Annotated in this window: 20 protein-coding genes; 9 read left to right on the top strand and 11 right to left on the bottom strand. The window is 65.2% G+C overall.

Going from position 1 to position 21,534, the window contains the following annotated elements:
* Nucleotides 1–228 precede the first annotated feature (228 nt).
* From AC1DYU_RS08975 to AC1DYU_RS08965, 3 genes are all read left to right on the top strand, one after another.
* Entirely contained in the window at nt 229–1,341 is a 1,113-nt protein-coding gene (locus AC1DYU_RS08975) for an ATP phosphoribosyltransferase regulatory subunit (protein ID WP_476791338.1), read from the top strand.
* On the top strand, nt 1,338–2,327 hold the full coding sequence (gene hisG, locus AC1DYU_RS08970) for an ATP phosphoribosyltransferase (protein WP_476791337.1): 990 nt from the start codon (nt 1,338–1,340) through the stop codon (nt 2,325–2,327). Before AC1DYU_RS08975 ends, hisG begins: the two co-directional genes overlap by 4 nt.
* A gap of 345 nt (nt 2,328–2,672) precedes the next feature.
* A complete protein-coding gene (locus tag AC1DYU_RS08965) occupies nt 2,673–3,158 on the top strand; it encodes an META domain-containing protein (RefSeq protein WP_476791336.1) in 486 nt (161 codons plus the stop codon).
* 334 nt (nt 3,159–3,492) lie between these two features.
* Here the strand turns inward: AC1DYU_RS08965 and AC1DYU_RS08960 are convergent, their stop codons facing one another.
* From AC1DYU_RS08960 to groES, 4 genes are all read right to left on the bottom strand, one after another.
* Nucleotides 3,493–5,568 carry an ABC transporter ATP-binding protein/permease gene (locus tag AC1DYU_RS08960; protein ID WP_476791335.1) on the bottom strand — a complete coding sequence of 692 codons (2,076 nt, stop codon included), beginning with the start codon at nt 5,566–5,568 and terminating at the stop codon, nt 3,493–3,495.
* A 160-nt stretch (nt 5,569–5,728) separates the two neighbouring features.
* Nucleotides 5,729–7,360 (bottom strand): PAS-domain containing protein, encoded by a 1,632-nt coding sequence (locus tag AC1DYU_RS08955; protein ID WP_476791334.1) that lies wholly within the window; start codon nt 7,358–7,360, stop codon nt 5,729–5,731.
* A gap of 264 nt (nt 7,361–7,624) precedes the next feature.
* Nucleotides 7,625–9,262 (bottom strand): chaperonin GroEL, encoded by a 1,638-nt coding sequence (groL, locus tag AC1DYU_RS08950; protein ID WP_158483758.1) that lies wholly within the window; start codon nt 9,260–9,262, stop codon nt 7,625–7,627.
* Between the two features lie 45 nt (nt 9,263–9,307).
* The gene (groES, locus tag AC1DYU_RS08945; protein WP_126113207.1) at nt 9,308–9,595 is read right to left on the bottom strand and encodes a co-chaperone GroES; all 288 of its coding nucleotides are present in this window, start codon (nt 9,593–9,595) and stop codon (nt 9,308–9,310) included.
* A 207-nt stretch (nt 9,596–9,802) separates the two neighbouring features.
* Between groES and AC1DYU_RS08940 the strand changes: the two genes are divergently transcribed.
* Both AC1DYU_RS08940 and AC1DYU_RS08935 read left to right on the top strand, forming a co-directional pair.
* Nucleotides 9,803–10,273, top strand: coding sequence for a MarR family winged helix-turn-helix transcriptional regulator (locus AC1DYU_RS08940; protein ID WP_476791333.1), 471 nt, complete (start codon nt 9,803–9,805; stop codon nt 10,271–10,273).
* Between the two features lie 67 nt (nt 10,274–10,340).
* Nucleotides 10,341–10,820, top strand: coding sequence for a PaaI family thioesterase (locus AC1DYU_RS08935; RefSeq protein WP_476791332.1), 480 nt, complete (start codon nt 10,341–10,343; stop codon nt 10,818–10,820).
* Nucleotides 10,821–10,881: 61 nt separating this feature from the next.
* Here the strand turns inward: AC1DYU_RS08935 and AC1DYU_RS08930 are convergent, their stop codons facing one another.
* The 4 genes from AC1DYU_RS08930 to AC1DYU_RS08915 form a co-directional block, all read right to left on the bottom strand.
* Nucleotides 10,882–11,724 (bottom strand): DMT family transporter, encoded by an 843-nt coding sequence (locus AC1DYU_RS08930; protein ID WP_476791331.1) that lies wholly within the window; start codon nt 11,722–11,724, stop codon nt 10,882–10,884.
* Nucleotides 11,721–12,221, bottom strand: coding sequence for a GNAT family N-acetyltransferase (locus tag AC1DYU_RS08925; protein ID WP_476791330.1), 501 nt, complete (start codon nt 12,219–12,221; stop codon nt 11,721–11,723). The genes AC1DYU_RS08930 and AC1DYU_RS08925 overlap by 4 nt, the downstream gene beginning before the upstream one ends.
* A 65-nt stretch (nt 12,222–12,286) precedes the next feature.
* A complete protein-coding gene (locus tag AC1DYU_RS08920) occupies nt 12,287–13,051 on the bottom strand; it encodes a sulfite exporter TauE/SafE family protein (protein ID WP_476791329.1) in 765 nt (254 codons plus the stop codon).
* Between the two features lie 115 nt (nt 13,052–13,166).
* Complete coding sequence (locus tag AC1DYU_RS08915) at nt 13,167–13,610, bottom strand: BLUF domain-containing protein (protein ID WP_476791328.1); 444 nt, start codon at nt 13,608–13,610, stop codon at nt 13,167–13,169.
* Nucleotides 13,611–13,821: 211 nt separating this feature from the next.
* Here AC1DYU_RS08915 and AC1DYU_RS08910 point away from each other — a divergent pair, with 211 nt between their 5' ends.
* Nucleotides 13,822–15,249, top strand: coding sequence for a lipopolysaccharide biosynthesis protein (locus tag AC1DYU_RS08910; RefSeq protein ID WP_476791327.1), 1,428 nt, complete (start codon nt 13,822–13,824; stop codon nt 15,247–15,249).
* Between the two features lie 308 nt (nt 15,250–15,557).
* Nucleotides 15,558–16,265 (top strand): L,D-transpeptidase, encoded by a 708-nt coding sequence (locus tag AC1DYU_RS08905; RefSeq protein WP_476791326.1) that lies wholly within the window; start codon nt 15,558–15,560, stop codon nt 16,263–16,265.
* Nucleotides 16,266–16,355: 90 nt separating this feature from the next.
* Here the strand turns inward: AC1DYU_RS08905 and AC1DYU_RS08900 are convergent, their stop codons facing one another.
* The 3 genes from AC1DYU_RS08900 to AC1DYU_RS08890 all read right to left on the bottom strand — a co-directional run bounded on the left by AC1DYU_RS08900 (nt 16,356) and on the right by AC1DYU_RS08890 (nt 19,545).
* Complete coding sequence (locus tag AC1DYU_RS08900) at nt 16,356–17,198, bottom strand: DUF2076 domain-containing protein (RefSeq protein ID WP_476791325.1); 843 nt, start codon at nt 17,196–17,198, stop codon at nt 16,356–16,358.
* A gap of 115 nt (nt 17,199–17,313) precedes the next feature.
* On the bottom strand, nt 17,314–18,618 hold the full coding sequence (locus AC1DYU_RS08895) for a UDP-glucose dehydrogenase family protein (RefSeq protein WP_158483767.1): 1,305 nt from the start codon (nt 18,616–18,618) through the stop codon (nt 17,314–17,316).
* 195 nt (nt 18,619–18,813) lie between these two features.
* Nucleotides 18,814–19,545, bottom strand: coding sequence for a L,D-transpeptidase (locus tag AC1DYU_RS08890; RefSeq protein ID WP_476791727.1), 732 nt, complete (start codon nt 19,543–19,545; stop codon nt 18,814–18,816).
* Between the two features lie 16 nt (nt 19,546–19,561).
* On the opposite strand from AC1DYU_RS08890, the gene AC1DYU_RS08885 reads away from it, so the two are divergent.
* Together AC1DYU_RS08885 and AC1DYU_RS08880 are read left to right on the top strand one after the other, a co-directional pair.
* Entirely contained in the window at nt 19,562–19,702 is a 141-nt protein-coding gene (locus tag AC1DYU_RS08885; RefSeq protein WP_476791757.1) for a hypothetical protein, read from the top strand.
* 395 nt (nt 19,703–20,097) lie between these two features.
* Nucleotides 20,098–21,534: methyl-accepting chemotaxis protein (locus AC1DYU_RS08880; protein WP_476791324.1), on the top strand; the 1,437-nt coding region annotated here is incomplete at its 3' end.

The raw sequence follows: 21,534 nt of genomic DNA, 5'->3' as shown, positions 1-21,534 counted from the left end.
GGCTCCTGGACCAGTTTTGCACGGTTTCGACCGCAGCCGCGGTGAGGTTTCAGCCCAAATGTCCAAGGGCCGACCCCTCACCCTGCCCTCTCCCTACGGGAGAGGGTTCCCCGCGCCGCCCGAGCATGACGCCGGTGGCTACGATTCCCGTTCACCCAATTCCCTCAAATCAGTCGAAAATTGCAGCCGTCGCTGCTAGGACAGCCGCGCCAACAGGATTGAACCGCCGTGCCCGCTATCGCAGCCAGCATCGAGACCGTGATCGCGCTGTTTGCGCGCGAGGGTTATGCCCGCGCCGAGCCGGCGATCCTGCAGCCGGCGGACGTCTTCCTCGATCTGTCGGGCGAGGATATCCGCCGGCGCATCTTCATGACGCAGGACGCCGAGGGCCGCGACTGGTGCCTGCGGCCGGAATACACCATCCCCGTCGCGCTTGATCACATCGCCTCAGGTCAAACCGAGCCCGCAGCCTACGCCTATGCCGGCCCGGTCTTCCGCATGCGGAGCGGAGAGGCCGGCGAATTCGCTCAGGCCGGGCTGGAATCCTTCGGCCGCGACGATTTCGCCGCGACCGACGCCGAGATCATGGCGCTGACCGTCGAGGCGGTGGCCGCGCTCGGCCTCTCGCGGCCGAAGATCGTGATGGGCGACGTTGCGCTGCTGGGCGCGCTGCTCGACGGGCTTGTCGTTCCCGCAGGTGCTCGCCGCCGTCTGATGCGCGCCGTCGTGCAGGGCAAGGGCACGCAAGCCGTCGATGCGCTCGATCCCCCGGTGGCGGAGGGCGACGCCGCCCATGCCGGCTTGCTCAAGGCGCTGGAGGGGCAGGACCCCAAGGCGGCGAAAGCCTTCGTCGAGGATGTGCTGTCGATCGCGGGCATCTCCACCGTCGGCGGCCGCAGCGCGGGCGATATCGCCGAGCGCTTCCTGGCCCGCGCCGCCGAGCGCGAGAACCCGGTCAATGCCGAGGCCAAGGCGCTGCTGGCGCAGGTGCTGACGATCTCAGGCGATCCCGATGCGGCCTCGGCCGCGCTGCGTGCGCTGGCCGAGCAGGCCTCGCTCGATCTCGGGCGCCAGCTCGATGCCTTCGACGAGCGCACCGGCTTCCTCGCCGTGCGCGGCGTCGATGTCGCAGGCATAGCCTTCCAGGCCGCCTTCGCCCGCAATCTCGACTACTACACCGGCTTCATCTTCGAGCTTCACGACGATGCCCGCAGCGACGGCAAGCCCGTCGCTGGCGGCGGACGCTACGACCAGGTGCTCGGCCGCCTCGGCGCGGCTGCGCCGATCCCGGCGGTCGGCGCCTCGATCTGGCTCGAGCGGCTGGCGGGAGACGCAGCATGAGTGACGCCCCTCTCGTGAATGATGCTCCGCTCGTCCTGGCCGTGCCGTCCAAGGGCCGGCTGCAGGAAAACGCTACCGCCTTTTTCGGCCGCGCCGGCCTGAAATTCGTCAAGTCGCGCGGCGAGCGCGACTATCGCGGCTCGATCGCCGGCGTCGAGGGGGCGGAGGTCGCGTTCCTGTCCGCTTCGGAGATCGTCTCGCAGCTCGCTTCGGGCGCCGTCCATCTCGGCATTACCGGCGAGGATCTCGTGCGTGAGCAGGTCGCCGGCGCCGATGCCGCCGTCGCGATGCTGACGCCGCTCGGCTTCGGCCACGCCAATGTCGTCGTCGCCGTGCCGCAGGCCTGGATCGACGTGCGCACGATGGCCGATCTCGACGACGTCGCCTCGACGATGCGCATCCGACAGGGCCGCAAGCTCCGCGTCGCCACGAAATACGTCAATTTGACCCGGCGCTACTTCGCCAGCCACGGCCTCGCCGATTACCGCATCGTCGAGAGCCTCGGAGCGACAGAGGGCGCGCCGGCCGCCGGCACGGCCGAGATCGTCGTCGACATCACCACGACCGGCGCGACGCTCGCCGCCAATGCGCTCAAGATCCTCGACGACGGCGTGATGCTGGCGTCCGAAGCCAATCTCGTCGCCTCCGTCCGCGCGCCCTGGGGCGAGCGGGCGAGGGCGGCGGCCAATGCCATCCTGTCGCGGATCGCGGCCGAAGAAGAGGCGCGCTCGGTCAGGGAAGTCAGGGCGCGGCTCGATGCGGCCTCGGACACGCTGGGGGATCTCGGCGCTCTGTTTGGCGCCAGGCTGCCTTTGGGCGCAAGCGCGCCGGGCGGCGTCGTGACGATCCATTGTCCGGAGAAGGCGGTGTTTTCGCTGGTCGATCATCTGGCCAAGGCGGGGGCCGACGACATCACCGTCAGCGCGCCGGCCTATGTCTTCCGCAAGGCCAATCCGCTGATCGAGCGGCTCCAGTCGCGCATCTGACGACAAGCCTGCCCCAACGACGGGCTGCATTCGACATCCCCGACAAGAACGAGGCCGCTGCTGGGGGCAGCGGCCTCGCCTGTCGCAGACAGCCCCGGGGGGATGGGGCCGGCCACTGGACCTCGTGTTTCCGACGTATTTGATGCCTACGACTCCGCGCGGGATCCGGATGCAGGTGCGGGCAAAATCTCCGTGCCGGCATCTCGACGATCGGCCTGAAATCATATGCTGCGTCGCTTGCCGGTTGATTGCGGGACGATACGTCGCTACGCGCTTTCACAGGGGCCGGCCGATGCGCTAGGGTCCTATATGCGACTTCAGGTTAGACGACCGGGTAAGACGACAATGATTCAACGCCTTGGCTATGCCGCCGTGCTCACCATTCTGGCTGCGCCCATGCTGATGCCGACCGATGCGCTGGCGCAGCGCCGCGGGCAGATGCCATCCCGCGAGGAACTGGGGACGCCGCAATCGGCACCGATCCAGCAGCAGCAGGAGAAGAACTTCCCGCTCGGCGCCGCCTGGACCGCGGTCTCGCTGAACGGCAAGCCGATCGCCGACCGGCGCGCGACGCTGCTGGTCGACCAGAACCTGCGCGGCACGGGCTTTGGCGGGTGCAACACCTTCTCGGCCTCGGCCTACCCGCTGCGGCAGCAATCCTTCGCGGTCGGCCCGCTCGCCTTGACCAAGCGCACCTGCGACAAGGGCCTGTCGGACTTCGAGCGGAGCTACCTGACGGCGCTGCGCGCCACCCAGAAATGGGACCTGATCGACGGCAAGCTCGTGCTCAAGGGCGGCGCCGGCGAACTGCGCTTCGACCGCGCGCTCTGAAAAGTTAGAAGCGGGCTTCGGCCCCCTTCGGCGCTTCGCTATTGCAAGAAGTAGCTGATCCAGGGCGACTGCGCGTCCTCTCGGCCGAAGCTCGTATTGGGCTTCTCCTGTCGAAATATCTCCCGCAAGGATTCGTCGCGGACCACGATGTGATTCAGTCCGACCGGACGAAAATTTTTGGGGAATTCGTCCCCGTCGCCATGGTCGTCCTGGCCGCAATCGACCTGAATTTCCCCGTCATCGAAAAAGACGACATGGCAGACGGGCCTCGTATTCTCGAAGATGTGGTTGCAGACGAAGCATCTTCTCTCGGCCACCGCTTCGCTCCTGAGCCTCACGCCTTCGCCAGCATCCGCGGCGTGAAGGTGCCGTCCTCGTTGGGCTCCATCGTCACCACCGCGTCGTGCATCTCGCGCAGCGTGCTGCGATGGCCGATCGAGACGATTCGTGTCTCCGGCAGGGCCGTGTCGAGAGCGGCGTAGAGCTCCCCTTCCAGCTTCTCGTCGAGCGAGGCCGTGGCCTCGTCCAGGAACAGCCAGTCCGGCTTGGCGAGCAGCGCGCGCGCCACCGCCAGCCGCTGCTGCTCGCCGCCCGACAGGCGCTGGCCCCAGAGATCGACCTCGTCGAGCCGGTCGCGCAGATGGCCGAGCCTGACCTTGTCCATCGCGTCCTGGATGGCCGCATCGGCGTAGGCATCGGCCTCTGAGGGATACGCCAGCGCCGCACGAAGCGTGCCCTGCGGCAGATAGGGCCGCTGCGGCAGCAGCATAATCTCGGCGTTGGCGGGAATGCCGACCTTGCCTTCGCCGAAGGGCCAGATGCCGGCAATCGCGCGAAACAGGGTCGACTTGCCCGAGCCGGAAGGCCCGACCACCAGCGTGCGCCTGACCGCGCCTAGATCGAGATCGTCCACCCGCACGATCGGCGCCCCATTGGGCAGCGTCAGTGTCGCTCCGCCGACATGGACGTTGCGGTCGGGCGCGGGGGTGCGGTGGATGGTTTTGTCGCCGACGCCAGCCGCCTGGGCTTGCGCGATCGCGGTCTCGAAGGAGGTCAGGCGGTTGATGGCAGCGACATATTGGGCGATCGCTTGATAGCTACTGATGAAGAACGACATCGCCGTCTGTACGCGGTCAAAGGCCGATGCGACCTGTGTCATGATACCGAGCGTAATCTTGTTGGAAAAATAGTGCGGCGCCAGCAAGATGTAAGGCACGACGACGTTTGCTTGCCCGAAGGAATACGTGAAGGTGCTTAACTTGAGCCGTGCCCAAACCAGCCGATAGAAATTCGATACGATGTCGCCAAAGCGGTCGCTGAGATGACGCTGTTCTGAGGCTTCGCCGCGCATTAAGGCGATCTGTTCGGAATACTCGCGCAAGCGGGCCAGTGAGAAGCGAAAATTCGCTTCGCGGCGCTCTTGTTCGAACTCTAGCGAGATTAGTGGTTTGCCGATCATATGCGCAATCCAAGTCGCTGCGATGGAATAGAATAGGGCCATCCAGAAGATGAAGCCGGGAATGCTGATGTCGGTGCCCGGCACCATGCTCGCCACTGGGATCGACCAGAGGATGATCGAGAAGGAGACCAGCGTCGAAATTTGTGTCAGCAAAGGCAGCGCAAAATTATAGGTGTTGTTGACGAAGGCCCGGGTGTCCTCTGCAATGCGCTGGTCGGGATTGTCCGCAGCTCCCGCCAGCGCCACACGATAGTGGTTGCCGTTGTGCAGCCATGCAGCGCTGAACTTCTCAGCCATCCATCGGCGCCAGCGGATTTTCAATGTGTAGTCGGCCAAGAGCTCGATCAGGTTGGAGACCACCGAGATCGCGGCCCAGACGCTGAAAACATAGATCAACTGGTACCAGAAGCTCGCCGCGTCCTTCTCCTGAATCGCGTTGTAGAAATCGCGGTTGAAGAATGACAGACGCAGCGAGATGCCGACCTGGATCTGGTTCAATACGACCAGGAAAACGAGCAGCAACACGCCCAGCCGCCCGGTAGCGATGCTGAAAGGCCCGGCCGGCCACAACTGAGCCTTGGTCGATTCCGGAGCCTCGAAATAAGGCGAGGCCAGCCGCGCGATACGTTGGATGCTGGGAACGAACGAGATCGCGTAAACCACGAGGCCGAAGACTGCGATTGTGATCGCCAAGCTGGGCGGTGGTGCGAGCGCTTGGAGGCTCACGGGCCAGTAACCGAGTTGAGCCAGTACCGAGCCCGCGCCGGTCAGAACATACTCGACCGCGAAAATGGTCGAGAAGATTCTGAGGAAAGTGGCGATTGTCTGCGCGCGCCAGGTCGCGAAAGCCAGCAGCAAACCGACCACGCCCATGCCGATGGTGCTGGCGGAACCGCTCTGCTGTCCGACGACGAGCGCCACGACGGCAAGCGCGGCGACGGCAAAACTCAACGGGCGCATCGGCGATATCCTGGCTGGGCTGATCGGCGGCGGACGCCGCGATTCGAACCATGGTCCAGTGCAACGCAACAGACAAGAAAGCTCGGCTCAAGGCGAACCGCGCCGGTTCAGCGCATTGTGAAGAGCCGATCGATGAAGGCCAAGGCGCCGTTCAACTCGCCAGCTTGCGCGTCTGCATCAGCCGGTCGGTCTTGTCGTCGATCAGGGTGATCAGGCATTGCGTCGCGCTTTCGCCGCTGGATGCGGGAAAGTGACGGATTCCGGCGATGCGCTTGCCGTTCCCCGGTGTTGCGATGGTCTGGACTGTCTCCCGGGTTCCGGTCTCGGCGATCGGCGTCAGCCTGGCGGTACCGTCGATCTTCTCGGCCGTGTCGTCCTCGAAGACCTCCTGCGCGGTCCGCCCCATGATCGCTTCGCGGGACATGCCGAACAGGACTTCCGCGGCGCGATTGACGAAAAGATAGCGCTTGGTGCCCATGTCCTGAGCCAGGATGGCCTCGTCGATGTTTTCGACCACAGCGCCGAACAGCCGCTCGATGCGTTCCAGCATGCGCTCGAGCTGGTGCTGCTTGGTGAAGTCCTCATGGGTTGCCACCCAGCCGCCATCCGCCGTCGGCTGTTCGAAAACCCGAATCCAGCGCCCATCCTTCAGGTTGACATGGCTTGTCGATGGCTTGCCCAGGCCGATGCGGGTGAGGATCGTTTTAACATATGCCGACGGGTCGCCAGAAAAAAGGCCGGCTTCGGCGCGGTGAGCCAGGATGTCGCGTAGGCTGCATCGTGTATCCATGATATTGGTCGGAAGTTTATACATTTTTCTGTAAGATTCATTCATCAGAATGACGTTAGCGTGTGCGTCTAGCATCACTAGGCCTTGTGCCATATTATCAATGGCAGAAATAAAATGAGCTTCGTTGCTCTTGAATATTTCACGCTCACGTGCCGTCTTGATTTCGTTCTTCAGAAGGTCCTCGTTATGCCGGATGACCTTCTGAAGCTGCTGTACCGCATCCGCCAGTTTCCCGATCTCGTCATCTCTTGCGATGTGCGGGATCGTCATCACGACCATGCCGGAGGCAATGCGGTCTGTTGCGGCCGTGATGTCGAGCAGCGGGGCGATCACCGAGGCCTTGAGCAGGAACGCGGTCACGCAGGTGATGGCGACGGCGCCAATGCCCAGGATGACCAGCAGGAGCTTCGTGAGCTGCATCCGCTCGCCCATCCGGGCGATGACATTAGCGCGCTTGAAGTAGACCGTTCCCAGGGCTGCGAGGTCTTCGTTGAGTGCGCTGCGCACCGAGCGATTGGCTTCGTTGTCGCCCCATTCCCGACCAGCCTCCTGGCTGATGGTCGTGGCGCGACGCACCAACTCCGCACGAAACCGAATGAATTCGGAGACGCGGGTCTTGAAAGCCTCGAACAGCTCGAGATCGTCGGCGCGAACGATGCGCTGCCATTGGTCCATGACATCCGCCAGCTCACGGTTCCGTCGCAGCAGCGCGGAACTGTAACGCTGCACGGTCGCCGCATCGCTCGACATGTAGATGCCGCGCGATTCCATGACGACCGCAAAGATCAGTCCATTGGCCTTTTCAATGTTGATGGCCGCCTGAGAAGAAGTGTCGAGCTGATCCTGATACGCGGATTGTTGCTGAACGGAGTAAACCGAAACTGCAGTCAGGGTTAAGATCAGGAAAAGAAGCCCGGCGAACGCAGCATAGAAATTGATCCGTACGCTACCTCTGAGAGGGCGGTCTGACGATTTATGTTTGAAATTCGACATCATCCGCGCCTGAAATTGCCTGTAAAAGCAAGCCTAGGCCGAGATGATTGAGGTTTGATTTCGCATTCGAATATTCTTTGACGGTTGACCAGGCTAGCGGCGCCGTCCTTGCCGCCGCTGAATGACCTGTGCCGGATGCTGGCGATTTGGCCGCATCGGCAGGGCAGCGGAGCGGTAGCAATGACCACCCGGGAAGCCTGACGAAAAAAGGCCCGGCTTGCGCCGGGCCTCCATAGTCTTCGCAGAAAGCGAAGGTGGCTTGGATCAGAAGTCCATACCGCCCATGCCGCCGCCGCCGCCCATCGGCATCGGCGAGTCCTTCTTCGGCAGCTCTGCAATCATCGCCTCGGTGGTGATGAGCAGGCCGGCGATCGAAGCCGCGTCCTGGATGGCCGTGCGCACGACCTTGGTCGGGTCGATAATGCCGGCCTTGACCAGATCGCCGTACACGCCGGTCTGGGCGTTGTAGCCGAAGGCGTATTCCTTGGACTCCAGCAGCTTGCCGACCACGACCGCGCCGTCATCGCCGGCGTTGTCGACGATCTGCTTGGCCGGGGCCATGATCGCCTTGCGGACGATCTCGACGCCGGTCTTCTGGTCGTCATTGGCGGTCTTGATCGCCTTGACGGTCGACAGAGCGCGCAGCAGCGCAACGCCGCCGCCCGGAAGGATGCCTTCTTCGACCGCAGCGCGGGTCGCGTTCAGGGCGTCGTCGACGCGATCCTTCTTCTCCTTGACCTCGACCTCGGTCGCGCCGCCGACGCGGATGACCGCGACGCCGCCGGCGAGCTTGGCCAGACGCTCCTGGAGCTTCTCACGATCGTAGTCCGACGAGGTCTCTTCGATCTGCGCCTTGATCTGCGAGACGCGGGCCTCGATGTCCTTCTTCTTGCCGGCGCCGTCGATGATCGTGGTGTTCTCCTTCTCGATGCGCACCTTCTTGGCGCGTCCGAGCATGGCGAGCGTCACGGTCTCGAGCTTGATGCCGAGGTCTTCCGAGATCATCTGGCCTGCGGTCAGGATCGAGATATCCTCGAGCATGGCCTTGCGGCGATCACCGAAGCCCGGAGCCTTGACGGCCGCGACCTTCAGGCCGCCACGGAGCTTGTTGACGACGAGCGTGGCCAGGGCCTCGCCCTCGACGTCCTCGGCGATGATGAGCAGCGGCTTGCCGGTCTGCACCACGGCCTCGAGGATCGGCAGCATCGCCTGGAGCGAGGACAGCTTCTTCTCGAAGATCAGGATGTAGGGGTCTTCCAGCTCGGCGACCATCTTCTCGGAGTTGGTGATGAAGTAGGGCGAGAGATAGCCACGGTCGAACTGCATGCCCTCGACGACGTCGAGCTCGGTCTCGGCGGTCTTGGCTTCCTCGACAGTGATGACACCCTCGTTGCCGACCTTCTGCATGGCGGTCGCGATCATCTTGCCGACCGACTCGTCGCCATTGGCCGAGATGGTGCCGACCTGCGCGACTTCCGCGTTGGACGTGACCTTCTTGGAGTTCTTCTTGAGGTCGGCGACGATGGCCTCGACGGCCAGATCGATGCCGCGCTTCAGGTCCATCGGGTTCATGCCGGCGGCAACCGACTTCAGGCCTTCGCGCATGATGGCTGCGGCGAGGACAGTCGCGGTCGTGGTGCCGTCGCCGGCATGGTCGTTCTGCTTCGAGGCCACTTCGCGCACCATCTGGGCGCCCATGTTCTCGAACTTGTCGGCGAGCTCGATCTCCTTGGCGACGGTGACGCCGTCCTTGGTGATGCGCGGAGCGCCGAACGACTTGTCGATCACGACGTTGCGGCCCTTGGGGCCGAGCGTCACCTTGACGGCGTTGGCGAGGATTTCGACGCCGCGCAGCATCCGGTCGCGCGCATCGGTGGAGAACTTGACGTCTTTGGCTGCCATGAGAGCAACTCCTTATGAATTGACGGGAAGAGCGGTCTCAGGCGTTCAGCCGATGACGCCCATGATGTCGGATTCCTTCATGATCAGGAGATCCTGGCCGTCGATCTTGACCTCGGTGCCGGACCACTTGCCGAAGAGGACGCGATCGCCCTTCTTGACGTCGAGCGCGACAAGCTTGCCGGCCTCGTCACGGGCGCCGGGGCCCACGGACACGACTTCGCCCTCTTGGGGCTTTTCCTTGGCGGTATCGGGGATGATGATGCCACCCTTGGTCTTCTCTTCGCCATCAAGGCGACGGACCACAACGCGGTCATGCAGCGGACGGAACTTCATGGTTCTGTCTTCCTCTTACATATAATTCGGTGCGGGCTGAGAGCCCGCGATGGGCATCTGTTAGCAGTCTCAATCTGCGAGTGCCAACGGATGGCGCGGAGATAGGCGCGTGCCAGCGGAGAGTCAAGAAATCATCCCGGAGAAAGGTGAATGCGTCGGGTCGCCGGGCCTGCTGGCAACGGGCTTCGAACACGCTAGCATGGCGGAATGACGACAGATGCGCCCGAACCCGCCTCGACCGGCCCCGCTCTCGAAGACATCGCCCGGGCATGCGTCGCGCTTCATGTGCGGATGACGGCGCGGGCCGTGACGCGGGCCTATGACGAGGCGATGCGCCCGAGCGGACTCAAGATCACCCAGTTCGTCCTGCTCTCGGCGCTGAGCACCGGCGCCTGGCGCTCCGTCACCGAACTCGCCGAGCGTTTCGCGCTGGAGCGCACCTCGCTGACGCGCAACCTGCAACTGCTGGTGGCGTCCGGGCTAATCGAGCCGGTCGAGTGCAAGGGGCGCGCCTCGATCCATGCCGTCACGGACAAGGGGCGGGCCGCGATCGAGACCGCGATCCCGCATTGGCGACAGGCGCAGGAGCGGATCGAGGGTGGGCTCGGCAAGGACAACTGGTCCGAGACGCGCGACCGGCTGAAAGCACTGCGTCGCGTCGCCCGCGGCACGGTCTGACGGCAGCTTGACCACGGCAGCATCCAACCCCTAACGTGCATCTACACGTTAGGGGTGAGGGCAGGTGATGGCGCGGGACGTTGGAGTGGTATCGCGGGAGACCCTGCTGGCCGGCAGCGGCCTCGATTTCCTGCGCAGCATGGTCGAGGGACGCCATCCCGGCCCGCCCTTTGCCGAGGCGATGGACTTCGATCTGGTCGAGGTCGAGGAGGGCAGGGTGGTCTTCGTCGGCAGGCCCTCGGCGCGCTTCTTCAACCCGCTCGGGACGATCCATGGCGGCTGGACCGCGACGATCCTCGATTCCGCCATGGCCTGCGCGACCCATGCGACGCTGAAAGCCGGCGAGGGCTACACGACGCTGGAGATGAAGGTGAACTATGTCCGGCCGGTCATGCCCGACAGCGGCACGGTACGCTGCGAGGGCAAGCTGATCCATCGCGGCGGCACGGTCGCGACCAGCGAGGGACGGCTGGTCGATGAGCGCGGCAAGCTGCTCGCGCACGGCACCGAGACCTGCATGATCTTTCCGGCGAAGGCGGCGGGCTGAAGCGTTTTTGAGCGAAGTGGATACCGGTTCGCTTGAAGAAAACGCGACAAAATAAAACGCCCTAACGCCGGCTGATCGCCACCGCTCCCGCCACGATCAGCAGCGCGCCGGCATAGGTCGTGATCAGCGGCACCTCGCCGAACGCGAAATAGCCGAGCAGGCTCGCCCAGATCAGCGCGGTGTATTCCAGCGGGGCGAGCCGCGAGGCCTCGGCCCGGGCGAAGGCCGAGGTCAGCGTCAGATGGCCGGCGACACCGAGCGCGCCCGCCGCGAGATAGACCAGCAGGTCGTGCGCCGTCATCGGCACGAAGGCGAGCGCGGCGGGAATGGCGAGGCAGAGCGCCGGCCCGCAGTTCTGGAAGGCGACGATAACAGCCGGATGCTCCTTCATCGCGATCCGCCGCAGCAGGATCAGGTTGAAGGCATAGGCGACGGCCGAGAACAGCGCGGCGGCGACGCCGAGGCCGGCGCCCGTGACATGGCCCTGCAGGCGCGGCCAGACCATCACCAGCATGCCGGCGACGCCGAAGCCCAGCGCCTGCAGGATCCGGCTGTCCAGCTTCTCCTTGAGAAGCAGACCGCCGAGCAGGGCGACGAAGACCGGCGCCAGGAAGGACAGCGTCAGCGTCTCGGCCAGGGGCAGCACGGACATCGAATAGAAGAAGCTGCCGGCGGTCAGGACCACGATGGGCACGCGAACGGTGTTGCCGATCAGGCTCGCGCGCGTCGGCGCGGGCGGCCGGACGAAGGCGAGCACGACGAGCGCGCAGAGGCCGCCCATGGCAAAGCGCATGAACAGCGTCAGGATGAACGGATGCGTCTGCATCTGCGCCTTCACCACCGCATCCATGACGGTGAGGAGCGCGATGCCGAGCAGGGCACGCAGCATAGGGCCTGCGCTCATGACCGCGTCGGCAGGCGCAGGCGGAAAGGATATTCCCAGGTTGCGGAGACGTCGGCGAGGTAGCGCTCGCCTGGCCAGCGCTGGAAGCCGAGCTTCTCGTAGAAGCGGTGGGCGCGGGCGAAGCGCGAATCCGACCAGAGCATCATCTCGCCGAAGCCGCCTTCGTGCGCAAAGCGCAGTGCCTCGTCGAACAGGGCCTGCGCCAGCCCGGTGCCGCGGAAGGCCGGGGCTGCATAGACCTTGGTGATCTCGACGGCGTTCTGCTCGGGCACGGGCGTGGCGCCAAGCGAGGCGGCGATGCCGCCGCCGGGCGCATCCGCGATCCAGAGCCTGCCGCCCTTGGCGGCGAAATAACTGGCGGGCCGCCGCAGTTCGGGAAACTCGTCCCATGCGAACAGGCAGTTCGGATATTCGGCGAAGCTCGCCGCAATCAAGCTCGCGAGCGGCTCTGAATCGTCGTCACGGGCTGGGCGCAGGGGAGGCGGCAGGCTGGTCATGGCGGATCGATTAGGGGCAATTCAGGTATCGCGATAGGGGGCTGCCGCGATCCTCCCCTATGCCGTCAGCGCAGCAGAGCAAGTGCAGCATCGACCGTCAGCTTCAGCGCGGCGACGGCGAGCAGCCCGTAGCACCAGACGAACAGCGTCTTCTGGTCGAGGCGCCGATGCACGACATGGCCGAGCCAGATACCCACCGGCACGGCCGGCGCCAGCGCCAGCGCGCCCCACAGCGCTCCGGGGTTCTTCAACCCGAGCATGAAATAGGGCGGCAGCTTCATCCAGTTGCCCAGCGTGAACAGCGCGATCGTGGTCCCCACCAGGACGCTCTTCGGCAGCCCGCGTCTGAGCAGGTACATCGCCACCGGCGGCCCGCCGGCATGGGCGACGAAGGTGGTGAAGCCCGAGACCGTGCCGGCCAACAAGGCGAGCTTGCCCGAGACGGGCCGCGCACCTGGCGCCGCGAGCCGGCCTTTGAGGAACCATTGCAGCGTGAAGGCGAGCGTCGTCACGCCGATCACGAGGGTGACGATGCGCGGGTCGATCCTGATGAAAACGAGGTAGCCGATGCCGATGCCGGCCGCGAGGCCCGGCACCAGCCAGGCGAGGTCGGGCTTCGACCAGCTCTCGCGGCCGAAGCTGCTCAGCGCCATGATGTCCATCAGCGAGACCAGCATCGCGATCATGATCGCTGCATCGAGCGGCTCGACGACCATAGCCAGCAGCGGGATGCCGAGGATCGCGAGGCCGCCGCCAAAGGCGCTCTTGCCGATGGCGATGACGAGCGTCGTCGCCCAGCCGACGAGATAGAACAGCGGCTCGCTGGGCATGGAGCGGGAGCTTCCCCTTGGAAAACGCCGGAGGGCTATCTATGCCCAACAGGCGCAAGGTTCCCACCGCTAGCCCTGAGTCGCCAAGCCCCAACGTAGGGCCGGCCCGCGAAGACTACGAAGCCTGCTGCGCCTGATCGGCGCACAGGGCTCGTGCAAGCGACACGGCGGCATCGAAGCTGAGCTGCGATCGATCGATCTTGCCGGGAAAGCCATGCGCGGCGAAGATCGGGTCCTGCTCGGCGCTGCGTCGGTAGCCGCCCATCGTCCAGTTGTGGAATGCGCGGCTCTCAGTCGGGTGGATCGCGATGACGGACACGTCGCGATGGCGTTCGTCCTTCGCGATCCGTGCCATCGTCGCCTCGACATTCTCGCGCGGGCCTTCCAGCACCTGGACGAAACTGTCGCCGTCGAACATCAGATAGCCTGTGACGTCGGACGTCTGGTTGTTCTTGCGCGACTGGGAGAGGATGGCGCGAAGCGCGGAGAGTTCGTTGTCGACCCGCCCCGCCCGATAGATCGAGGAATACACTAGGCGATAAAGCGGCGTCGAAGGCATCGGCTGTTCCTCGCAGGAGAGACGTCGTGGGCCCAACGCGTTCCGTGCCCGTTCGGTTCACGCCATTGATCGCCTCATCAAGCTGCGCTTGGAAAACACGGGCGCGCCCGTTACGGCAGGGAATGGTGCGGACGCGGCGGCCGAGTCGGATGGCTCCCCGTCGACACATCGATCCGGCATCGATGAACGCGACGGACATGATTGAGACGGAATGACGGTCCTGCTGCCCTTCGTCGTCAATGCCGGGCTGAACTTCGTTCTCGGTCTCCTGATCGCGTTTTTTCTCGGCCCGGAGGAATTCGGGCGCTACGCTATCGGCGCGGCCATCATCGTGCTGGTCAACACGGCGATGCTCGACTGGATCAAGCTCTCCGCCATGCGGTTCTATTCGCTGTCGACGCGGGAGACCCAGCCCGAGATCCGCGCGACGCTGGACTGTCTCATCGCCGGCATCAGCATGAGCCTCTGCGCACTATTGCTGGCCGCGATCATGGCCGGCATCGATTTTCGCATGCCGGCCATGATGCTGGCCGCATCCGTCCTCGCCGGCGTCGGCGCGGGCTTGTTCGACTATCATGGCGCGATCGCGCGAGCCCGTTTCCTCGATGCGGCCTACGCGCGGCTGGTCATCGTCAAGAATGTTCTGGCGCTGGTCCTGATGGTCGGCGGTGCCTGGTGGACGCGCGATCCGACGGTGGTCCTGCTCGGCGGGCTGCTCAGTGCTGCCGTCGCACTGATCTCGGTGCGCAAAACCTTGGCCGACGCGCCCTTGTCGTTCTCGGCGGCGCGCCGCGACCTCGCCTGGACCTTCGCGAAATATGCTCTGCCGCTCGTCGCCGGCAATGCGATCTATTCCCTGATCCCGCTGCTCAACCGCTCGCTGATGGCGGGCGCCCATGGCTTCGCCGAGGCCGGCTATTTCTCGCTCGCCTCCGATATGGGCCTGCGCCTGTTCGGCACGCTTGGCGCGACGCTCGAGATCGTGCTGCTGCGGGCTGTGATCCGCCTCGACGAAACGCGCGGGCGGCGCGCGGCGCAGAAGCGCATCGCAGCCAACATCGTGATCGTGCTGGGTGTGGCGCTGCCGACAGTCGTCGGGTTCTGGCTCGCCTTGCCTGCCTTCGACCGGATGCTGGTACCGCCGAGTTTCCAGGGCCGCTTCTCGGCCTATATGGCGCCGCTGCTGCCGGGCTTCGTGGCGATCACGATCTTCCAGGCCGCGCTTTATCCGGCCTTTCTGATCGAGAAGCGCACGCTCGTGACGACGCTTGCGGCTGTCATCGGCCTTGGCGTAAATCTCGCCATCGTGGTGACCTTCGCGGCGTCGGGCCCAATCGTCTACGCCTTGGCGCAGACGGCAGCCTTTCTGGCCGTGCTCGCGATCACCGCCACAATGGCCCTGCGTTCGCTGCCGGTGCTGCCGCCGCTGCGCGACTGCGGCGCCATTCTGCTCGCGGTCGCTGTCATGGCCGCCGCGATCTGGCCGCTGCGGGACCGGTTTGCTCCCGCAATCGAGCTCGCCTTGCAAGTCGTCATCGGGGCGCTGGTCTATGGCGCAATCATCCTCATCTGCGACGTCGCGCGCTGGCGCACGCTGTCGCAGCTCTGGTGGGCCACGCGGCGTGCAGCGCGGCGCTGACCACGCCGGCAACCGGCAGAAGCGGACCGGCAACGCTTCCTTCACCTTGTCCCTTTCCCCTCCACTAAGGTTAATTCGTTGAATTGGCTGGTTTAGCGGTACTGTTGACCAGCAAGAGTCAACGATTCACCATTCCTTTTAAGACGCGCCGGCAGGCTCCCAGCAGTCGATGTCGAGAGAGTTGCGTCATGCGTCCAGTCCTCTTCGTTCCATTGTTGGTCCTGTCGGGAGCGCTCGCCGTTCCGGGATCGGCGCAAGCGCAGAGCTATGGCAATCCGCTACCCGCGGATCCCAGATATGCAGACCCTATGACGACCGCCTCGACGGCGCGGGCCAATTATGGCGGCGGCTTTATCGAAATGCTGATGACCGGCCGCGATCCGTCGCCGCAGACGCGGGGCGGGGCGGTCTACAACCGGCCGGGTTACTCGGCCTATGGCCAGGGCGGCCGCGCGGCCGCCGGCTACGAGGCCGATCCGTTCCAGCCGCCGGACCGGCAGCCCGCACCCGGCCGCCGCGTCGCGGCCTATGGCCAGCCGATCGAGATGGAGCGCCCGATCGAGCGCGTCATCGATCCGCGCTTCCACAAGCAGGAGGTCGCCTATGACGGTCCGCACAAGCCGGGCACGATCATCATCGACACGCCCCAGCGTTTCCTGTTCCTGGTCCAGCCGGGCGGCCGTGCGCTGCGTTACGGCATCGGCGTCGGCCGTCCCGGCTTCTCCTGGGCCGGCATGAAGAGCGTCAGCCGCAAGGCGGAATGGCCGACCTGGACGCCGCCGCCCGAGATGCTGAAGCGCCGGCCCGATTTGCCGCGTTTCATGCCCGGCGGCCCGGAGAACCCGATGGGCGCGCGCGCCATGTATCTGGGATCGTCGCTCTACCGCATCCACGGCACCAACGAGCCGCACACCATCGGGCAGGCGGTGTCCTCCGGCTGCATCCGCATGACCAATGACGACGTCACGGACCTGTACGGGCGCGTTCGCGTCGGCGCCAAGGTGCTGGTGATCTGACCCGCTGCGCCATGCCGCAGGCCTGACAAGAAAAAAACCCGCCCGGCATGTGCCGGGCGGGTTCGTCATTTGAGGCTAGGGCGGATCGCGTCAGGCCCAGTTGTCGTCGTCGCCGCCGCCGTCGAAGCCGCTGGAGCCGTCGTCATAGCCGGCATCGACGGGTTCCTCATGGGCGGCCTGCTGGTGGTTGCCCGCATTGGAGGAGCCGTCGTCATAGCCGGCCGATTGCGTGTCCGTGCCAGCGCCGTAATTGGACGAGCCGTCATTGTAACCGGCATTGCTCGCAGCCGCGCCGGTGTTGCCGCCGACGCTGTCGGCAAGGTTGGAGCCGGCCGCGCCTTCCGCGGCCTTGGCTGCGCCGCCGGCGCCGCTGAAGGCGTTGGTCAGCACGCTGCCGAGCATCATGCCGCCGGCGACACCGGCCGCAGTGGTCAGCGCGCTCGCCATGAAGCCGCCGCCACGTCCGGGAGCCTGCTGCTGCGCCGGCTGGTTCGACCAGGGGCCGGGCTGCTGGGGAGCGGGGCCGGGCTGTCCGCCGGGTGCTGCCTGCATGGTGCCGGGCTGCTGGTTGTTCCAGGCGGGGGAGGGAGCATCCGGTCCACGCTGCGGAAAGGACGGAACCGAGCGCGGCCGCGCCGGCTGCGCGCCGCCACCGAAGATGCCGGACAGGAAGCCGCCGGACTGAGCGGGAGCCTCGGCCTGCTTGGTCTGCAGCTCGCTCATCTGCGCCTGCAGATCCTCGACCTGCGCCTGCAGGTTGGTCAGCGCCTGTTCCTGGACATAGACGGACTGCGCCATCGCGTAGGGCGCATAGGGCTGCTCGCGCAGGCGCTCCGCGATGTAGCGTTCAGCCTCGGGGTCGCGGGGCTGGTTGGCCGCCTGCTTCAGGCGGTCGAAAATCCCGGCGATCACGTCGCGTTCTTGCGGCGTCATCGTCATCTCCTCTCATGTCGGGCGGCGCGGATGCGCCGCCGCTCAAGAGGTGGTGTGTGCGTGTGACGGTATCAAGGCGGCAAACGCCGTTCTCTGCCGCAAGGTCAGCGGGCTTTCAGGCGTTGCCGACATTGCTGTAGTCGAAGCCGCGGCGGCGCATGTCGTCCGAGCGGTAGATGTTGCGCAGGTCGACGACGATCGGCGTGCGCAGGCCGGTCTTGACGCGGTCGAGGTCGAGCGCGCGGAAAGCGTCCCACTCGGTCACGATCACCAGCGCATCGGCGCCCTCGATGCAGGAATACGGGTCGGCCGCGAAGCTGACGCCGCTGAGCAGAGCCTTGGCTGGCTCCATGCTCTCGGGATCATAGGCGACGACGTCTGCGCCCGCGTCCTGCAGCACGGCGATGATCGACAGCGAGGGCGCCTCGCGCATGTCGTCGGTGTTGGGCTTGAAGGCGAGGCCGAGAACGGCGATGCGCTTGCCGCGGACGCTGCCACCGCAGGCTGCGATGACCTTGCGCGCCATGGCGCGCTTGCGCTGGTCGTTGACGGCGACGACCGTCTCGACGATGCGCAACGGGCTGCCGAGGTCCTGCGCCGTCTTCATCAGCGCGAGCGTGTCCTTTGGGAAGCAGGAGCCGCCGAAGCCGGGGCCCGCATGCAGGAACTTGCCGCCGATACGGTTGTCGAGGCCGATGCCGCGCGCCACCTCCTGGACATTGGCGCCGACCGCCTCGCAGAGATCTGCCATCTCGTTGATGAAGGTGATCTTCATGGCGAGATAGGCGTTGGCGGCGTATTTGATCACCTCCGACGTCCGGCGCTGGGTGAACAGCAGCGGCGCCGCGTTGAGGTAAAGCGGCCGGTAGAGCTCTTCCATGACGCCGCGGGCGCGCTCGTCCTCGGTGCCGATGACGATCCTGTCGGGGCGCTTGAAGTCGCCGATGGCGGCGCCCTCGCGCAGGAATTCCGGGTTCGAGACCACGGCGAAATCGGCGTCGGGCCTGGTCTCGCGCATGATCCGCTCGACCTCGTCGCCGGTGCCGACCGGCACGGTCGATTTGGTCACGATGACGGTGAAGCCGTCGATCTCGGCGACGACGTCGCGCGCCGCCTGATAGACATAGGAGAGGTCGGCATGGCCGTCGCCGCGCCGCGTCGGCGTTCCCACCGCGATAAAGACGGCATCGGCACTGCTGACCGGTCCGGCGAGTTCGGTGGTGAAGCTGAGGCGACCTTCGCGCACGTTCTTGGCGACGAGATCGTCGAGACCGGGCTCGAAGATCGGGATCTCGCCCCGGTTCAGCGCATCGATCTTCGACGCATCGGTATCGACGCAGGTCACGACATGGCCGAAATCGGCGAAACAGGCACCCGAGACCAGGCCGACATAGCCTGAACCGATCATCGTCACGCGCATCGAATGCACTCTCCCCGCTGGCTGGGCGCGATCCCGTCACGCGCAGCAAGTGCACGCGCAGCAAGTGCGGCGGAGACGCCCAACATTATCCGCCTACACCAAATTGCTGCACCTGCACAACAGAGCGTGCGACGCGACGTGCAGCGTGGTGAAGACCGCGGGTGTCAGGCGGATGACGCAGGGTCTGCCCAAACGTCAGATGCTGCCGTCGGAGGTGAATTCGTCGAAGACCTCGCCGGGTTCCGGCGTCAGCAACTGACGGCGGTTCAGGACCACGACTGTCGTGCCCGTGGGGACACGGCTGTGCAGGTCGATGATGTCCTGGTTGAACATCCGGATGCAGCCGCTGGAGACGGACTGGCCGATCGACCAGGGCTCCGTGGTGCCGTGAATCCGGTACATCGTGTCGCGGTCGCCCTGGTAGAGATACAGCGCGCGGGCGCCGAGCGGGTTCTCCAGACCGGACTTCATGCCGCCCGCCCAGGGGCCGTTCTTCTCCGGATCGCGCGCGATCATCGCAGCGGTCGGCGTCCAGCGCGGCCAGGCCGCCTTGCGGCCGACCGTGGCGCGCCCGCGCCATGACATGCCCTGCTTGCCGACGCCGATGCCGTAGCGGATGGCGCGGCCGTTCTCGCGGACGAGATAAAGAAACTTGTTGTCGGTATCGACGATGATGGTGCCAGGCTGCTCGCGCGTCGGGTAGGCCACCTCACGGCGCAGGAAGCGCGGATCGACCTCGGACAGGTCGGTCGCAGGAAGCGGAAACTGTTCGTCGGGGCGTTCGCCATACATCATCAGATATTCGGCGCTGACGTTGAAGCCGGGCGTATGCGCCACTTCGAAGGGCTGCTGCTGCCCGCCGACGCAGGCCGCCAGAAGCAACGGCATCAGCAGCGCCGACAGACGCTTCAAGGGGCGCTCGAACATAGGGAAGGAGAAGCGAGTGGCGGGCGAAGCAACGGGCATGAAGTTTGGCTCTGCTTTATTGGTCTTGCGGATGCGGCTGAACAACGGCGGAAAGGCATCGGCGTTCCACTGGTCACGCCGCATGACGTTCAAGGCGCACGGCGTGGCCGTGGGGTGAACGCGATGTGGCGGAAATGTGGCGGGCGGCATCTGTGGCGGATGGGCAACAAAGATGGCGGCAGGGCCGGCGTCGATGGGCGGGGCGGGTCCCGCAGGATCTGTTGACTGCCCTCCATCTCGCGCCAGCCATCCGGACAGGTCGCCCTAGGTTAAGTCATTCTTCACGCGTTTGGTTAAGTCTAATTCTAATCTGCGTGGATGCCGCAGCGGTCGAGTAACTCTCCGCTGATCAAGACTACGAAGAGATTGAACTGGCCTATGCCTATATTGCGCTTCATCGAGCACAATCGCCTTCTCATAAGATTCTAAATCCCGGCACCGTCAGGCCATGGTCGAATATCTGAGGAAAGAGTTCGACATGTGGGCCGGCGCCGCTTTCAAACTGGGCCGTCCATGAAAAAGCTCCTCTCCATTCGTCTTCCGATCGCGACCCGCCTCGCCATCGTCGGTGTCTTTTTCGTCGGCGTTGCCGTCGCGGCATCCGTTCTGGTGTCGCTTCAGGCCGCAGAGAAAGCGATGCGGGAACGAGCCCAGGTCAGCCTGTCGGTCAATATCAACCTCCTGCGTGATCTGCTGATGACCAAGGGCGAGCCCAGGCTTGAGGGCGACAAGCTGTTCTTCGGTAACGAACTGGTGAACGGCAATTTCGCCGCGGTCGACAAGGTCAAGACGCTGGCCGGCAGCACTGCCACGGTTTTCATGGGTGACGTCCGCGTCGCAACCAATGTGCAGAAGCCCGATGGATCGCGCGCCGTTGGCACGAAGCTCGCTGCGGGCGCAGCCCATGATGCGGTCTTCAAGCAGCGCGCCACCTATTCCGGAGCGGCCGACATTCTCGGCACGCCCTATTTCACGATCTACGAGCCGATCATTCAGAAGTCCGACAACAGCGTCATCGGCGTGCTCTATGTCGGCATCAAGCAGCAGGATTTCCTGGCGGTCATCAGCGAGATGATCACCGGCAACGTCATCGCCGGCCTGGTGATCGCGGTTGTCGGCGGAGCAGCGCTGTTCATGCTGGTGCGCCGCATGATGAAGCCGCTCGGCAGCCTCAAGGGCGCGATGGAGCGGCTCGCTGCCGGCGATCTCGTCTCGGCCGTTCCGCGCTTCCGCACCGGCGAGTTTGCCGACATGGCCGGCGCCGTGGACGTGCTGCGCAGCGCTGCGATCGAGAAGGAGAGGCTGGAGGCCGAAGCTGCTTCCCAGGCCAGCCTGATGGACGAGACGCGCCGGTCGACGGAAGAAGAGCGTCAGATGGCCGGCCAGCAGCGCTTGCAGCAGGCGAGGGAGCTGGAGAAGGTGGTCGAGGCGATCGCGACCGGCCTCGCCGAGCTGTCGCATGGCAATCTGACCCACCGCATCGAAGCTGATATGCCCGCCGATTACGTGACGCTGCGCGACGATTTCAACGCGACCGTCGACCGTCTCTCCTCGACGGTGCGGACGATCCAGGTGACCTCGGCCGATGTCGGTCTCGCCGCCCGCGAGATCAATATGGGCGCCGACGATCTCTCGAAGCGCACCGAGGAGCAGGCATCGAGCCTGGAGGAGACCGCAGCCACCACCGAGCAGCTCGCAGCCTCGGTGAAGGCCTCCGCCCAGGCCTCGAAGGACGCAGCCGCGATCGCCAATGACGCGATGCAGGCGGCCCAGTCGGGCGGGACCATCGCCGGCCAGGCGGTCGACGCGATGGCGCGCATCGAGAGCGCCTCGCAGAAGATCTCCGACATCATCCGGGTGATCGACGACATCGCCTTCCAGACCAACCTGCTGGCCTTGAACGCGGCGGTGGAAGCGGCCCGGGCGGGCGATGCCGGCAAGGGCTTCGCC

The sequence above is a fragment of the Allobosea sp. P2_B12 genome (assembly GCF_056404835.1).
This window is presented reverse-complemented; position numbering and strand designations above follow the sequence as displayed.